The 13,910-nt window shown below is 53.7% G+C and carries 14 protein-coding genes; 7 read left to right on the top strand and 7 right to left on the bottom strand.

Features of this window, described 5'->3' with window-relative positions; all coding sequences use genetic code 11:
• Positions 1-64 precede the first annotated feature (64 nt).
• The 5 genes from gor to AC2FNV_RS09355 all read left to right on the top strand — a co-directional run bounded on the left by gor (position 65) and on the right by AC2FNV_RS09355 (position 5,336).
• A complete protein-coding gene (gene gor, locus AC2FNV_RS09375) occupies positions 65-1,423 on the top strand; it encodes a glutathione-disulfide reductase (protein ID WP_170603806.1) in 1,359 nt (452 codons plus the stop codon).
• A gap of 72 nt (positions 1,424-1,495) precedes the next feature.
• A complete protein-coding gene (hflK, locus tag AC2FNV_RS09370; protein ID WP_170476575.1) occupies positions 1,496-2,641 on the top strand; it encodes an FtsH protease activity modulator HflK in 1,146 nt (381 codons plus the stop codon).
• Entirely contained in the window at positions 2,641-3,519 is an 879-nt protein-coding gene (hflC, locus tag AC2FNV_RS09365) for a protease modulator HflC (RefSeq protein ID WP_170475788.1), read from the top strand. Before hflK ends, hflC begins: the two co-directional genes overlap by 1 nt.
• Positions 3,519-3,713: a DUF2065 domain-containing protein gene (locus tag AC2FNV_RS09360; protein ID WP_170475786.1), complete on the top strand. Its 195-nt coding sequence runs from the start codon at positions 3,519-3,521 to the stop codon at positions 3,711-3,713. The genes hflC and AC2FNV_RS09360 overlap by 1 nt, the downstream gene beginning before the upstream one ends.
• A gap of 183 nt (positions 3,714-3,896) precedes the next feature.
• The gene (locus AC2FNV_RS09355; RefSeq protein ID WP_174823121.1) at positions 3,897-5,336 is read left to right on the top strand and encodes a Do family serine endopeptidase; all 1,440 of its coding nucleotides are present in this window, start codon (positions 3,897-3,899) and stop codon (positions 5,334-5,336) included.
• A 251-nt stretch (positions 5,337-5,587) separates the two neighbouring features.
• Here the strand turns inward: AC2FNV_RS09355 and AC2FNV_RS09350 are convergent, their stop codons facing one another.
• The 4 genes from AC2FNV_RS09350 to ftsY all read right to left on the bottom strand — a co-directional run bounded on the left by AC2FNV_RS09350 (position 5,588) and on the right by ftsY (position 9,129).
• Positions 5,588-6,256: a Crp/Fnr family transcriptional regulator gene (locus AC2FNV_RS09350; protein WP_170475782.1), complete on the bottom strand. Its 669-nt coding sequence runs from the start codon at positions 6,254-6,256 to the stop codon at positions 5,588-5,590.
• Between the two features lie 117 nt (positions 6,257-6,373).
• A complete protein-coding gene (locus AC2FNV_RS09345; RefSeq protein WP_170475780.1) occupies positions 6,374-6,979 on the bottom strand; it encodes an inner membrane-spanning protein YciB in 606 nt (201 codons plus the stop codon).
• Positions 6,980-6,996: 17 nt separating this feature from the next.
• Entirely contained in the window at positions 6,997-7,899 is a 903-nt protein-coding gene (locus AC2FNV_RS09340; protein ID WP_170475778.1) for an EamA family transporter, read from the bottom strand.
• A gap of 81 nt (positions 7,900-7,980) precedes the next feature.
• Positions 7,981-9,129 carry a signal recognition particle-docking protein FtsY gene (ftsY, locus tag AC2FNV_RS09335; RefSeq protein WP_170603804.1) on the bottom strand — a complete coding sequence of 383 codons (1,149 nt, stop codon included), beginning with the start codon at positions 9,127-9,129 and terminating at the stop codon, positions 7,981-7,983.
• A gap of 303 nt (positions 9,130-9,432) precedes the next feature.
• Here ftsY and AC2FNV_RS09330 point away from each other — a divergent pair, with 303 nt between their 5' ends.
• On the top strand, positions 9,433-9,780 hold the full coding sequence (locus tag AC2FNV_RS09330) for a hypothetical protein (RefSeq protein ID WP_254447953.1): 348 nt from the start codon (positions 9,433-9,435) through the stop codon (positions 9,778-9,780).
• Between the two features lie 121 nt (positions 9,781-9,901).
• Here AC2FNV_RS09330 and xseA read toward each other — a convergent pair whose 3' ends face one another.
• Complete coding sequence (gene xseA, locus AC2FNV_RS09325; RefSeq protein ID WP_170603802.1) at positions 9,902-11,389, bottom strand: exodeoxyribonuclease VII large subunit; 1,488 nt, start codon at positions 11,387-11,389, stop codon at positions 9,902-9,904.
• A gap of 75 nt (positions 11,390-11,464) precedes the next feature.
• Here xseA and purD point away from each other — a divergent pair, with 75 nt between their 5' ends.
• Positions 11,465-12,727: a phosphoribosylamine--glycine ligase gene (purD, locus tag AC2FNV_RS09320; RefSeq protein WP_170603801.1), complete on the top strand. Its 1,263-nt coding sequence runs from the start codon at positions 11,465-11,467 to the stop codon at positions 12,725-12,727.
• Between the two features lie 38 nt (positions 12,728-12,765).
• Here the strand turns inward: purD and AC2FNV_RS09315 are convergent, their stop codons facing one another.
• Positions 12,766-13,533 carry an FG-GAP repeat domain-containing protein gene (locus AC2FNV_RS09315; RefSeq protein WP_170603800.1) on the bottom strand — a complete coding sequence of 256 codons (768 nt, stop codon included), beginning with the start codon at positions 13,531-13,533 and terminating at the stop codon, positions 12,766-12,768.
• The gene (locus AC2FNV_RS09310; protein ID WP_170475766.1) at positions 13,533-13,856 is read right to left on the bottom strand and encodes a 2Fe-2S iron-sulfur cluster-binding protein; all 324 of its coding nucleotides are present in this window, start codon (positions 13,854-13,856) and stop codon (positions 13,533-13,535) included. Before AC2FNV_RS09310 ends, AC2FNV_RS09315 begins: the two co-directional genes overlap by 1 nt.
• Positions 13,857-13,910 lie beyond the last annotated feature (54 nt).

The following is a 13,910-nucleotide window of genomic DNA, read 5'->3' as shown; positions in this document are numbered from 1 at the left end:
GGCGGATATCAGGTCGCTCCCGAATACACATTGACTTTTAGTGAGCTGAACGAAGGAAACCAGCATGAGCTTTGACTATGATCTGTTTGTCATTGGTGGCGGATCAGGTGGCGTCCGTGCTGCGCGCGTCGCGGCAGGCGAAAACGGGGCCAAAGTGGCGCTGGCAGAAGAGGACCGCTATGGCGGCACCTGCGTAATTCGGGGATGTGTTCCAAAGAAACTAATGGTCTTTGCTAGCGAATACGCCGGTATGGTTGGGGAAGCACAGGCCTATGGCTGGGATATTGAGCCCGGGACATTCAATTGGGACAGCTTCCGCAGCAAGCTTCATAAAGAATTGGATCGACTGGAAGGTATCTATCGCAACATCCTGAAAAACAATGGCGTAGAAACATTTGATCAACGCGCGCGCCTCGTCGATGCACACACAGTTGAAATGGCGGATGGAGCACGCAAGACAGCTAAACATATTCTGGTGGCGACCGGAGGAAGACCAGTTGTACCTGATTTTCCCGGTTCGGAACTGGCGATTACTTCAAATGAAATATTTCATCTGGAGAAACTGCCGGAAACCATGCTGATCGTTGGGGGCGGCTACATAGCGTGTGAATTTGCCGGGATAATGAACGGAATGGGTGTAAAGACTACGCAATTCTATCGAGGAGCTCAGATTCTTCGTGGTTTTGACGATGAGGCACGCGGCTTGATAAGTGAAGAAATGTGCCAAAACGGAATTGACCTGCATCTGGGCACCAACGTGCTTGAGATGGAACGGCGTGGCGACAAGATTTGGGTCAAAGCGACTAATGGATCAGAGCTGCTGTTTGATGTCGTGATGTTCGCAACCGGACGTACGCCGAACTCGGATGATTTAGGCCTTGAGGCGCTGGGCGTCGCGCGGGGAAGAAAAGGTGAAATCATCGTCGATGAGTACAGCCAAACTGGTGTTCCGTCGATTTTTGCGATTGGCGATGTGACCGACCGCGTGAACCTGACGCCTGTTGCAATTCGTGAGGGGGTGGCCTTTGTGGAAACGATTTTCAAAGGCAATCCGACACCCGTCGATCACGAGTTGATTCCGACTGCGATTTTCACTCAACCCGAAATGGGAACTGTTGGTCTCAGCGAAGAAGAGGCCGCAGAGCAAGAGCCGATCGAGGTTTACGCGACTTCGTTCAAACCAATGCAAAAGGCATTTGCCGGGGGAACGCAGCGTGTGCTTATGAAACTGATCGTCAGTCAGGCTTCCCGAAAGGTGTTGGGTTGCCACATTGTTGCACCCGGCGCGGGAGAGATGATCCAGTTGGCCGGCATCGCCGTAAAGATGGGCGCAACCAAAGAAGATTTTGACAGAACGGTTGCGGTTCATCCAGTGATGGCCGAAGAACTGGTGACGATGCGGCAACCTGTTCGCACTGCTTGATTTGCAAGCGCGCGCACACAAGTTACAAGGGACCCCGTGATCACACGGACCTAAATGAAGGAACAGACACATATGGCGGGCAACAGCGGTGGCCCCTGGGGGGGCGGAGGCTCATCCGGCGGCGGAGGAAATCGGGGCAACAACGGCGACGGGCGTAAACCCCCCGAAGGCGATGGCCCACAGATTCCCGAAATCGACGAGCTTATGAAAAAAGGGCAGGAACAGCTGCGCGTGTTGATGGGTGGTCGTGGCGGTTCGGGTCGAGGCGGCAATGGTTCGGGTTCCGGGGGGGGTGGACCAGCTTTTACGAAGGGCACTGTCGCGGTCGCCATAGTTGCTGCAGCGATATTGTGGGGAGTGGCGAGTTTCTACACAGTTAAGCCCGAAGAACAGTCGGTTGAACTGTTTCTGGGTGAGTTTTCTGCTGTTGGAAACCCAGGCCTGAACTTCGCGCCTTGGCCAGTTGTAACGGCGGAGGTCATTCCAGTAACACGCGAACAGACCGAGGACATGGGCGGCGCGCGTGGCAGTGATGATGGTTTGATGCTGACCGGCGATGAAAATGTCGTCGATATTGACTATCAGGTTGTGTGGAACATCAATGACCCGGCCAAGTTCCTGTTTAACTTGCGCGATCCCCGACAGACGATCCGGGCCGTTTCGGAATCAGCGATGCGCGAGATTATCGCGCAAAGCGAGCTCGCTCCGATCCTGAACCGAGATCGCGGTATTATCGCCGACCGATTGCAGGAGCTGATCCAGTCTACGATGGACAGCTACGATTCGGGTGTGAACATAATCCGTGTGAACTTTGACAAAGCTGACCCACCGCAAGACGTAATTGCCTCATTCCGGGATGTTCAGGCTGCCGCACAAGAACGCGACCGTCTTCAGAACGTGGCCGATGCCTATGCGAACCGCGTCCTCGCTGAGGCGCGAGGTGAAGCAGCTCAGGTTCTTGAGGAAGCAGAGGCCTACCGCGCCCAGCAGATAAACAGCGCGATGGGTGAAGCAAGCCGTTTCAGCGCGGTCCTGGAAGAATACTCTAAGGCTCCGGAAGTGACCCGAAAACGCCTGTACCTCGAACGCATGGAGCAGGTGTTGGGTGATGTGGACAAGATTATCCTAGACGAGAATTCAACCGGTCAAGGGCAAGGCGTCGTGCCTTATTTGCCGCTGAATGAATTGCGTCGCAACCAGGCTGAGGAGAGCAACTGATGCGTAAGTCAACATTAATCCTGCCGGTTGTTTTTGTCGCCATCGTTGCAGTTTTGTCCTCGATTTTCATCGTTGACGAACGTGAACGCGCCTTGGTCCTGCAGTTTGGCCGGGTCGTCGCCGTCAAGGAAGAGCCGGGTTTGGCATTCAAAATTCCTCTAATTCAGGAAGTTGTTCGCTACGACGACAGGATTCTGTCGATTGATGTTCAACCGCTGGAAGTCACGCCTCTGGATGATCGGCGATTGGTCGTAGATGCTTTTGCGCGGTATCGAATTGCCGATCTTGAGCAGTTCCGGCAAGCCGTAGGTGTAGGCGGAGTGCCGGTCGCAGAGGATCGTTTGGATCGAATCTTGCGCGCAGAAACTCGTGAAGTTCTGGGTTCGGTCTCGTCTCGGGATATTCTAAGTTCGGATCGTGCCGCGCTGATGCTGCGAATTCGTAACAGCGCGATTGCAGAAGCACAGGCGCTTGGTGTCAATGTAATCGACGTACGGCTCAAGGCTACTGATCTGCCGCAGGCCAACCTGGAAGCTACATTCGATAGGATGAAGGCCGAGCGGGAACGCGAGGCCACTGATGAACGTGCCCGCGGTAACGAGGCGGCGCAGCGTGTGCGAGCGCAGGCGGACAGGACAGTGGTGGAGCTTGTATCGGATGCACGCCGCGAAGCTGAGATTATTCGAGGCGAGGCGGATGCCGAGCGAAATGCGATCTTTGCCGAAGCTTACGGCGCAGATCCTGAGTTCTTTGAATTTTACCGTTCGCTCTCGGCCTACGAGCAGGCTCTGGGCGGGGGAAATAGTTCGATGGTGCTCAGTCCGGACTCCGATTTCTTCAACTATCTAAAGTCGCCCACAGGGCAGGCGGCCCAGTAATGGGTTTGATCCTACTGGCCATTGGGCTGGTATTGATTGTCGAGGGGCTGGCCTATGCGCTGGCCCCTTCGTTAATCGAGCGCATGCTCGAAGCGCTCCGTTCCTTGCCAGAGCAAGCGAGGCGAATTGCAGGTTTGCTTTGCGTTGTCAGTGGATTTGTCTTGGTTTGGGCAGCATATCAAATGGGTTTCTGATCCTGTGGTTTCACTTGACAGTGATTTCCCAGCGATCACGAGTTGCGGGTTAGGACAAACTGACTACATTGGTCAGTAAGTATGGGGGCCTTCGGGCCGTCACAGTAAGAGTTGTCTACAAGGAGACCCCAAGTGCAGGCGAAATCGCGCAGTATTTCCGTCCGGCGGGACGATGCAAGTGTCATGGTACGGTTAATGTGGCTGACTATTGTCGGGGCTCTGCTTGTTTTGGCACAAACAGTCGCTGCGCAAGCGCGCGGTGAAAGTCTGGCGCCGCTAGCGGAACAAATAAGCCCGGCGGTAGTGAATATTACAACCTCGACACTCGTTGAAGGACAAACCGGCCCACAGGGGATCGTGCCGGAAGGCTCTCCTTTCGAAGATTTTTTCCGCGAATTTCAGGATCGTAATGGTGACGATGACAATCGCCCTCGCCGTAGCAACGCTTTGGGGTCAGGATTTGTCATTTCAGAGGATGGCTTCATCGTCACCAACAACCACGTGATCGCTGAGGCCGATGAAATTCTAGTGGAGTTTTTTCCGGGCGACGGACAGCCTGTCAAAGAGCTGCCCGCCAAAGTGATTGGAACCGATGAAAAAACGGACATCGCGCTGCTTAAGGTTGAAGCAACGGGACCTTTGAAATACGTGACATTCGGTGACAGCGATACCGCGCGTGTGGGTGATTGGGTTATCGCAATGGGTAATCCCCTGGGTCAGGGTTTTTCAGTATCGGCAGGAATCGTTTCGGCAAGAAATCGTGCTTTGAGCGGGTCCTATGATGACTATATCCAAACCGACGCGGCTATTAACCGTGGAAACTCGGGTGGGCCCCTATTCAACATGGATGGAGAAGTAATCGGCGTTAATACCGCGATTCTGTCGCCTAATGGAGGGTCTATTGGGATCGGTTTTTCGATGGCGTCGAATGTGGTCATCAAGGTAGTTGACCAGCTGCGCGAATTTGGTGAAACGCGTCGAGGTTGGTTGGGCGTCCGAATTCAGGATGTGACCGAAGACATGGCAGAAGCGATGGGCTTGGATAAGCCTGGCGGAGCTTTGATCAGCGATGTTCCGGAAGGACCAGCTAAAGAGGCGGGACTGTTAGCAGGTGATGTCATCCTCAGCTTTGATGGCGTCGAGGTTGAAGACACGCGTGGGCTGGTGCGGCAAGTTGGTGAAACAACCGTTGGTAAGTCAGTGCGTGTCGTTGTGCACCGTGACGGAAGCACGCAGACCGTATTGGTGACACTGGGCCGCCGGGAAGATGCAGAACGTGTGGAAGAGGAAGAAGTCGAATCGATAGAGGAGCAGGATGAAGAGAACAAGGACATTCTGGGTCTCACGGTTTCGCCACTGACTGAAACACTGCGCGAAGACATGGGTTTGGACCCTGAAATGGAGGGCTTGGTCGTTTCGAACGTCGACGAAGCCTCTGAAGCGTTTGCCAAAGGGTTGCGTGCCGGTGATGTGATCACCGAGGCTGGCCAACAAAAGGTAGCTTCGATCAGCGACCTGGAAGCTCGCATGGAAGAGGCAAGAGAAGCTGGCCGTAAATCTCTCCTTCTTCTTGTTCGACGCGGGGGTGAGCCACGGTTTGTTGCGTTGAGCCTGGAAGAATAGCGCTCTATCCACGGTTAAGAAGCTATAGGTCGGGGCGATGGTTCCGACCTAGTTGACTTTAATTTGGCCAGCGGTTTTTGAACCTTTGAAAAGTATAGAGCCATATGCCTGTAATGGCATATGGCTCCTGTACAGGGAGAGGTCGGTGGACAGATATCGGGGATGATAACCCGACCTTCTACGGTAACAGGAATCATCTTACAGCCGAAGCAGGCACAGGTATGTGAACCCGGTCACAGCCGGACGTTTCGTCAGATTAAGTCTGACTCCGCCAGCTGTTGAAGGGCGGCGATGTCGTGAATTTGAACACCTCCGCGCGAGGCCTCGACAACATTTATGCGTTTCCAGCCAGAAATAGTTTTGGACACAGCTTCTCTCGTTGCGCCGACAAATTCTGCCAGCTCACTCTGCGACAAGGTAATGCGCTGTGACGGGTCGTCTTGTAAATTTGCAAGGTGCAACAGCTTACGTGCCAATCGCACGGGCATTGGCAAGAAAACCTGCTCGTTCAATTGGCTTCCCATCCAACGCATCCTCAGTCCAGCAAGGCGGATCATATCGACCGCCAAATCAGGGTGTTGGCGAATCTGGTCCATCACGTCTTTCTGACGAACCCTTAGTACCCTAGACTTTTCAGCCGCAGTTACTGTTGCAGTTCGCGGTCCATTGTCGAAAAGCGCGATTTCTCCAAAAACCTCGCCAGGGCGCATCAAGCTAAGAGCCAGCTTTCGCCCGCTCATCGCTAGAAAGGAAACTTCCAACGTGCCGTCGAGAATTGCAAAAAGAGCGTCTCCTTCGTCGCCTTGCTCAAAAAGAACGTCACCGCGATTCAGAGTAAGCTCAGACGCTTGGGCGGCGAGCATCGAGCGCAGCCGTTCCGAAGCTTTCGAAAGGAATCCGCTGTTTGGAAATTCCATCATATGAGTGCGCGATTCTCTGCTAAAGTGGTGCCGGTGGTTACTCAACCTTCCACAGGTTGAACGCTAAGCCAAGGATTTTTCAAATTTCTTGCATTCTGCACCGGCGACAAAAACCGCTCATTGCTTGTCGGGGTCGTCCATATAGCTCTGCAACATGCTGAATTGCAGCATCAGAAACACCATCAGAGCGATAGGAAAGCCGAAGGTTTCGATCTTTACCCACAGATCGGTCGATAACGTGCGCCAGACTAACTCGTTGGCTGCCGCCAGAATTGCAAAGCATGCGCATAGACGACGCGTCAGAATCATCCAACCCTCATTTCTCATCGGCAACATCCCATCCAGCACATATGCCAGGTACGACTTACCTTGAAGCAGCCCAATGCCAAGTATGGCTGAAAAGAACCCATAGACCAGCGTGGTTTTCATTTTGAAAAACCGCTCGTCATTGAACCACGCGGTAAGCCCGCCGAAGAAAATCACCATAAACGCAGTGAAAATCTGCATTCTGCTAAGCTTACCCGTCAGCAGCCACAGAATACCCATCGCGCCTAGCATCAACGGCACAAAAATAACCGTTGCGACGATAAAGCCAGAGTATTCGACATTTCCGATTAGAAAGCTGTCATCACGCAGACGCAGGTAGATAAAGAAAAAGGCGAGTGGGGGACCAAGCTCTAACGCTTGTTTGAGAAAAGGGTTAATTTCTTTTTTGCCTGTCATGATCTGCGTCCTGCTGATTACCCGCCCATTTCAACTATTATTGCGCCGAGTGCAATCAATGCCATCAGTGCTATTCGTCTGGGACCCACGGTTTCCTTCAAAACTAACCAGCCAATCAGTGCAGCAAACACCGTCGACGTTTCCCGCAAAACTGCGGCTTCGCCAACTTTGTCCAATCGTGTCGCCAGCATGATCGATCCAAAAGAAAGTGGTGCGATAATGCCGCCTGAAACTCCGCGAAGCATTAGTGGACCAAGCGTTGGGCGGTTGATCATGGCCCGCCACCTCAAAAACGCATAGATCGGCATCACGGCACCATCGATCATGAAAAACCAGGCTAGAAACGTGAAAGGGTCGGCTGTGGCGCGGATACCGTATGCATCGTAAGTGGTGTAAAGCGCCACGAATAATCCCGTTGCAATCGCTAGCGTCAAGGCGATCCCCAGAGTTTCCCGGTCGGTTTCCAGATATCGAAGGTTGTACGCGGCTAGCCCAAAGATTCCTGACAGCAGTACCAATACACCCAACCACTGCGTGCCGGAAAAAGTTTCCCCAAACAACAGATATGCGCCGATTACAGTAAATAAGGGTCCAGTGCCGCGTACAACAGGGTAGACCACCGTATAGGAGCCTTTTGTGTAGGCCAAGGCCTGCAGAGTCTTATAGGCAATGTGGATCAACCAAACCACGCCAAAGATGGGCCACATGTATGGTTCGGGCCAAGGCACCACGAACAGTGCAAATGGCGCGGCCATCAGGCAATAGCTGGCGTCGATAGCACCGCGTGAAAGCCAGGGATCGTGGCGACCTTTCTGAAGAGCGCCGAAGACGGCGTGCAGAAAAGCCGCCATAACAGCAAGCAATAGTGCCAGCCTATGACCGGCATCGGTGCCTTCCAATGAGATCAGCCAGTCGCTCAAGTCTCGCTTCTTTCGAAAGATGATGGATAATGGGGCCCGACAAATCGGGTCTCAAGTAGTGCAATTCAGGTCAAGAATTTATCAGTCTTGGTCAAGACCGGTAAGCGCGGCAGCGAACTCATCTGGATCGAATGGGGCGAGGTCGTCAATCTGCTCGCCAACACCAATCGCGTGAATTGGCAAGCCGAATTTATCCGCAAGGGCAACCAGAACACCACCTTTTGCTGTCCCGTCAAGTTTTGTCATTACAAGCCCCGACACGTCGGCTAGGTTGCGAAATGTTTCTACCTGGCTGAGCGCGTTTTGCCCGGTGGTCGCGTCCAGAACCAACAGAGTGTTGTGAGGGGCGGTTTCGTCCTTCTTGCGAATAACGCGGACAATCTTGGCCAGTTCTTCCATCAGGTCGGCACGATTTTGTAGACGGCCAGCAGTATCGATCATCAGCAAATCCGCTCCGTCTTCCTGTGCCTTGGTCAACGCGTCGAAAGCCAGGGAGGCTGGGTCACTTCCTTCGGGCGCGGTCAAAACCGGTACGCCAGCGCGGTCGCCCCAAACTTGCAACTGTTCAACTGCTGCTGCGCGAAACGTATCACCGGCAGCGATTACCACTTTTTTTCCAGCATCTTTGAACTGGCTGGCGAGTTTTCCAATCGTAGTGGTTTTGCCTGATCCGTTGACACCGACAACCAAAACCACTTGCGGGCGCTTGGGATAGATCGGCATAGGTTTAGCGACTGGTTCCATAACCCTTGCCACTTCCTGTGCTAGTAGCTGCTTGATTTCGCGAGTAGAAAGTTTCCGGCCAAAACGCCCCTCGGCCATATTGGAGGTAACGCGCAGCGCGGTGTCTACACCCATGTCTGAGGCAATTAACAGCTCTTCAAGCTGTTCCAGCATATCGTCATCCAATGTTCGGCGAATTACCGTGTGATTTTCGTTTCGCCCAAACAGCCGGTTCAACACACCTTTAGGTTTTTCGACGGCCACTTCGGGCGGAGGCGGCACGGGCATGGGATCAGCTGGTTCAGGGGCTACTGGTTCAACAGGTTGCGGTGCTGGCGTCGTTTCGGGGACTTCCGGAACCGGTTGCGGCTCTGGTTCGGGGTCAGGAATGACGGGATCGGGCGAGACTGTTTCCTCGCCACCGTCTTCGACAATTGCTTCAAGCCCTTGTTCAAGCCGGGAAGATGATTTGAACAACCGGTCCTTTAGCTTTGAGAAAAATGCCATTTACAGTCTCCGCAGGTGTTCCCTTCACCTAATGCGGATTTGCAGCGGTTGCAAAGGGTCCCGAATAGACGACCAAAAATTCTGTCTGTGCACAACAATAAAGCTGCCAGATCAGTTAAGTCGTTTGTTTCTGCGCCGGGTAGAGTCAAAGTAACAGAAACTCGTTGGTTGCAAGGTTTTAGTCCAAAGAGATAGACGTGACCGCCGCCAGCAAAGCAATTGGCGTTGAGGGATAGCATCTGACACTATGGCGACATGTTAAGAAACCTTGTGATTCTTGTCGCGCTGTCCACCCAGGGCGCAATGGCGCAAACTGCTCTGTCCGGGTCCGAGTTTGATGCCTATACACGAGGAAAAACTCTTTTTTATGGTTTTGGCGGAACGGTTTACGGCGTTGAACGTTATCTGCCCAATCGCCGTGTAATCTGGTCCTTTTTGGATGGTGATTGCCAAAATGGCGTTTGGTACGAACGAGATGGTCAGATTTGCTTTGTGTACGAAGACCGGCTGGATCCGCAATGCTGGGTTTTTACCCAAACCGAGAAAGGATTGGTTGCGCAGTTCGAAGGGGACCCATCGTCAACAGAGCTGTACGAGGCAGATGATTTAGGCGAAGAAATGATCTGCTATGGACCAGACGTAGGAGTCTAATAGCAAAGATGATTAATGCGTTTTGCACCTTCAGAAGCCTTGATGAGCTTAACGAGCGAATAACTCCGGAAGATTTTGACCTGCAACCTCAAATTTTATCGTTCCGAGCCAACTGTTTAACCTAGAATAGTGAGCCTTGATCAGGCGGAGCAGGTTTTTGTTTTTTAGTAGCTGGTTTCGACGTTGTCGATCCGGTTGTCAGCTTTCCATCCGAAAACTCAATTTCAAGCACCTGGTGCCCAGCTGCCTGTGCCTTGGTTGTAATCAACTTATTTTCAGCCCTTACGACCGCGTAACCTCTGTCTAAGGTCGCCCGATAGCTAAGGGTTTCACGTAAGCGATCTGTTGCAACAAGTTGCTGCCGCATGCGCTCCAACCGCACAATTTGCGCCGCGTTCAATCGTTCTGAAAGACGAAGCAGCGCGTCGTTTTGCGCTCCCAACTCCCGTTCTAATGGTCGCCGAGAAAGGCGTGACGAAAGATTTCGCCATCTGTCTTTTCTGGTGTCGACCAAATTGCGCAGCGTCGAAGGGCGCAAATGAGCAGAAATATCCAACAGTTTGACGCGTCGGTTCTGCACGCCACGTAGCAAAGCGTTCGGTAGCCGTTCGGTGACCTGATCAAGCCGTTGACGGGGGCTGTCCAACAGGGCTTCGGCGCGAGGCAAGGCGCGCGACAAATCCCGCAACCGCTGGCTGCGACGTTGCACGGCATCAGCGGCAGAACGGGAAAGTCGGGCACCTTGTTCCCCTGTCCATGCCAGCAATTCCATCCGCACAGGCACGGCCAGTTCAGCGGCTGCCGTTGGCGTCGGAGCACGGCGGTCTGATACGAAATCTATCAGGGTCGTGTCAGTTTCGTGACCCACGGCAGAGATCAACGGAATATCCGAAGCTGCAGCTGCGCGGGCAACGGCCTCTTCATTGAACCCCCATAAGTCCTCGATCGAGCCGCCGCCGCGTGCAACGATGATCAAATCTGGTCTCGGTAACGCACCACCGGGTGTAAGCTGGTTAAAACCTTCGATGGCCCGCGCGACCTCTGGAGCGCAGTTGGCACCTTGGACGGCGACCGGCCAGATCAATACTTTGCGGGGAAAGCGGTCTCGCAACCGGTGCAAAATGTCGCGGATCACCGCGCCCGAAGGCGAGGTTACGACACCGATGATCTGCGGTAGATAGGGCAGGGGTTTCTTACGTTCCGGTGCGAACAATCCTTCGGTTTCGAGCTGTTTCTTCCGCTTCTCCAAAAGCGCCATTAATGCACCTTGGCCTGCGACAGCTACTTCTTCGACATTGAGGTTGTACTTGGACTGAGCGCCAAATGCGGTAAGACGCCCAGTAACGACGACCTCTAATCCTTCTTCGGGCACGACGGACAGGCCGCTGATTTGGCCTTTCCACGTGGTACAGGCCAGAACGTTCCGATCATCCTTGATGTCATAATACAAATGGCCCGAGCGCGCCTTAAACACACGACCGACTTCTCCGCGGACACGGATTCGGCCGAATGCGCCTTCCAGTGTGCGCTTTACCTCACCGGATATGTCCGAGACTGTGTATTCAGGAGTGTTCTGACCCGGTGTCGGGTCGTCAAGCAAGTCGGACATATCAGCGCCTTGTGTCAATTGCGCCCTCAGCTTAGAACGCCGCAAAGGCGAGGCCAAGCAGATCGGAGTGCATTTATGAACATCCTAATTCTCGGCAGCGGAGGGCGCGAACATTCGCTTGCCTGGGCGGTCATGCAAAACCCAAAATGCGACCGTCTGATTGTGGCTCCGGGCAATGCCGGGATTGCACAGATTGCTGATTGCGCTACGTTGGATATTGAAAATGGGGGCGCAGTCGTCAGCTTTGCCGAGGAAAACGCGATTGATTTCGTAATAATCGGTCCAGAAGCGCCCTTGGCAACTGGTGTTGCGGATCGCCTGCGCGAGGCTGGCGTCTTGGTATTCGGCCCTTCGGCAGATGCTGCTCAGCTGGAAGCGTCAAAAAGTTTCACCAAGGAAATCTGCGATGCGTCTAACGCACCTACGGCGGCATACGCGCGTTTCACCGAAGCCGCACCAGCCAAGGACTACATCCGAAAACAAGGAGCGCCGATTGTGGTCAAGGCCGATGGCCTTGCTGCTGGAAAGGGCGTGATCGTCGCGATGGACGAAAAAACCGCTCTTAATGCGATTGACGATATGTTCAGTGGTGTGTTCGGCGGAGCAGGCGCAGAAGTCGTGATAGAGGAGTTCATGGAGGGCGAGGAAGCGTCGCTGTTTGTCCTTTGCGACGGCACCGAGACTCTATCTATCGGTACAGCACAGGATCACAAGCGGGTAGGCGAAGGCGACACGGGGCTAAACACAGGCGGAATGGGAGCTTATTCCCCAGCCCCAGTATTGAGCGCAGAAATCGAAGCGCGGGCGATGGACGAAATAATTCGTCCGACTATAGCAGAGATGACGAAACGCGGCATGCCGTTTCAAGGTGTTCTATACGCGGGCCTTATGATCAAGGATGGCCAGCCTCGCCTGGTCGAATACAATGTTCGTTTTGGCGATCCCGAATGTCAGGTGCTGATGATGCGCCTCGGCGCACAAGTTCTTGATCTATTACAGGCTGCGGCAGAAGGCAGATTAAGCGAGACACAAGTCAACTGGGCGGATGATCACGCCATAACAGTAGTGATGGCGGCCAAGGGTTATCCTGGTGCGTATGAAAAAGGAACTGTTATTAAAGGGTTGGACGGCATTCCTGAAGATAGCCGGAACATGGTTTTTCATGCCGGGACAAAAGCTGTGGATGGCCAGGTTCTTGCCTCGGGGGGGCGTGTGCTGAATGTTACGGCCCGGGCTGATACCTTGCAGGAGGCCAAGGACCAAGCGTATGCAATGATCGAAGATATTGATTGGCCAGAAGGTTTCTTTCGCAGCGATATCGGTTGGCGCGCGCTTTGACGAAGGATGCTGTTAAGGCTTTTAGGTGCTAGCTAAGATCAGCACTCCATAGCATTGATCAGGCTGTTTGGGCTAAAATAGGGACCTAGATCAGATTTTATCCACTTTCCCTTGTAAGTTACGCTGATGACCCGGGTCCAACTACCGTTTGCAAGTATCAGTTCCGGGGTGTTTTCGCAGTGGCGCAGACCGCCAGAAATATAGTCTTCGCCGATGCGGTGGTTGGTTAAATCGGGCAATTCAATAATTTCAGTTAGGTCGCCTTGTTTGAACCGCCAGATGCGAAGAGTTTTGGCGAGATGTGGACGGTCTACATATGCAATCTCGGTAAACCCGTCGCCGTCCAGATCGCCCGCACCGACAGGCGCCAGCCAGCGATAGCGTGTGCCGATATGCGGCGTTGCGGCAATCTTTTGCCCTTCCGCCCCGTATATTGCTAATTGAGCGCCTTTTTCTGCATGAGACTCAACAACGATCACTTCGGGCGAGCCATCGCTGTCGATATCGATCATACGGGGTGAGAGGTCCTCGAACACACGATCTTGGGGCAGGCGTACGGTTATCTTACGCCGGTTTTCGCCTGTAACCGTTGCGTCAACTGTTAGTTCGAGCGCGCCGTATTCTATGCCATCGCCCAGTACACCATGCGCGTATCGCGTTGTCGGTTCTGTGAACCGGGCTGCTGTTATTGTGTCAGCCAATGACGAATGCACCGCTGCCGCCGTCAAAAAGCACGACAATAGCCCTGCGCCACGCGTCAGTTTGCTGCGCCTACGCGCGGTTGGACGCGGCGCTTTTGAAAGCATCAGATCTGTTTTTCGGGCATCTGTACGATTAGGCCGTCCAATTCATCAGTGACCTTGATCTGGCAGGTCAGGCGCGAGCGTTCTGGATCTGGTTCATAAGCAAAGTCCAGCATGTCTTCTTCCATGTCGTCCTTGGCCGGGATTTTTTCGACCCAGTCTGGGTGGACATAGACGTGGCAGGTCGAGCAGGCGCACGCGCCGCCACAATCCGCCTCGATGCCGGGTATGTTGTTGTCGCGAGCCCCCTCCATAACGGTCAGGCCGTTTGCTACGTCGACAGTATGCTCGGTACCGCCATGCTCGACATAGGTGATCTTTGCCATTGCGTGCGTATTCCTTTTGCGATGTTCGGAGTCTTCCTTAGTCAACGCATTTGT

The sequence above is a fragment of the Ruegeria sp. BHSA163 genome, from assembly GCF_059613365.1.
This window is presented reverse-complemented; position numbering and strand designations above follow the sequence as displayed.

What these genes read in the sequence shown, in the direction of transcription:
- gor (WP_170603806.1), top strand. Translation starts at nt 65, where the DNA reads ATGAGCTTTGACTATGATCTGTTTGTCATTGGTGGCGGATCAGGTGGC.
- hflK (WP_170476575.1), top strand. Translation starts at nt 1,496, where the DNA reads ATGGCGGGCAACAGCGGTGGCCCCTGGGGGGGCGGAGGCTCATCCGGC.
- hflC (WP_170475788.1), top strand. Translation starts at nt 2,641, where the DNA reads ATGCGTAAGTCAACATTAATCCTGCCGGTTGTTTTTGTCGCCATCGTT.
- AC2FNV_RS09360 (WP_170475786.1), top strand. Translation starts at nt 3,519, where the DNA reads ATGGGTTTGATCCTACTGGCCATTGGGCTGGTATTGATTGTCGAGGGG.
- AC2FNV_RS09355 (WP_174823121.1), top strand. Translation starts at nt 3,897, where the DNA reads ATGGTACGGTTAATGTGGCTGACTATTGTCGGGGCTCTGCTTGTTTTG.
- AC2FNV_RS09350 (WP_170475782.1), bottom strand. Translation starts at nt 6,256, where the DNA reads ATGATGGAATTTCCAAACAGCGGATTCCTTTCGAAAGCTTCGGAACGG.
- AC2FNV_RS09345 (WP_170475780.1), bottom strand. Translation starts at nt 6,979, where the DNA reads ATGACAGGCAAAAAAGAAATTAACCCTTTTCTCAAACAAGCGTTAGAG.
- ftsY (WP_170603804.1), bottom strand. Translation starts at nt 9,129, where the DNA reads ATGGCATTTTTCTCAAAGCTAAAGGACCGGTTGTTCAAATCATCTTCC.
- AC2FNV_RS09330 (WP_254447953.1), top strand. Translation starts at nt 9,433, where the DNA reads ATGGCGCAAACTGCTCTGTCCGGGTCCGAGTTTGATGCCTATACACGA.
- xseA (WP_170603802.1), bottom strand. Translation starts at nt 11,389, where the DNA reads ATGTCCGACTTGCTTGACGACCCGACACCGGGTCAGAACACTCCTGAA.
- purD (WP_170603801.1), top strand. Translation starts at nt 11,465, where the DNA reads ATGAACATCCTAATTCTCGGCAGCGGAGGGCGCGAACATTCGCTTGCC.
- AC2FNV_RS09315 (WP_170603800.1), bottom strand. Translation starts at nt 13,533, where the DNA reads ATGCTTTCAAAAGCGCCGCGTCCAACCGCGCGTAGGCGCAGCAAACTG.
- AC2FNV_RS09310 (WP_170475766.1), bottom strand. Translation starts at nt 13,856, where the DNA reads ATGGCAAAGATCACCTATGTCGAGCATGGCGGTACCGAGCATACTGTC.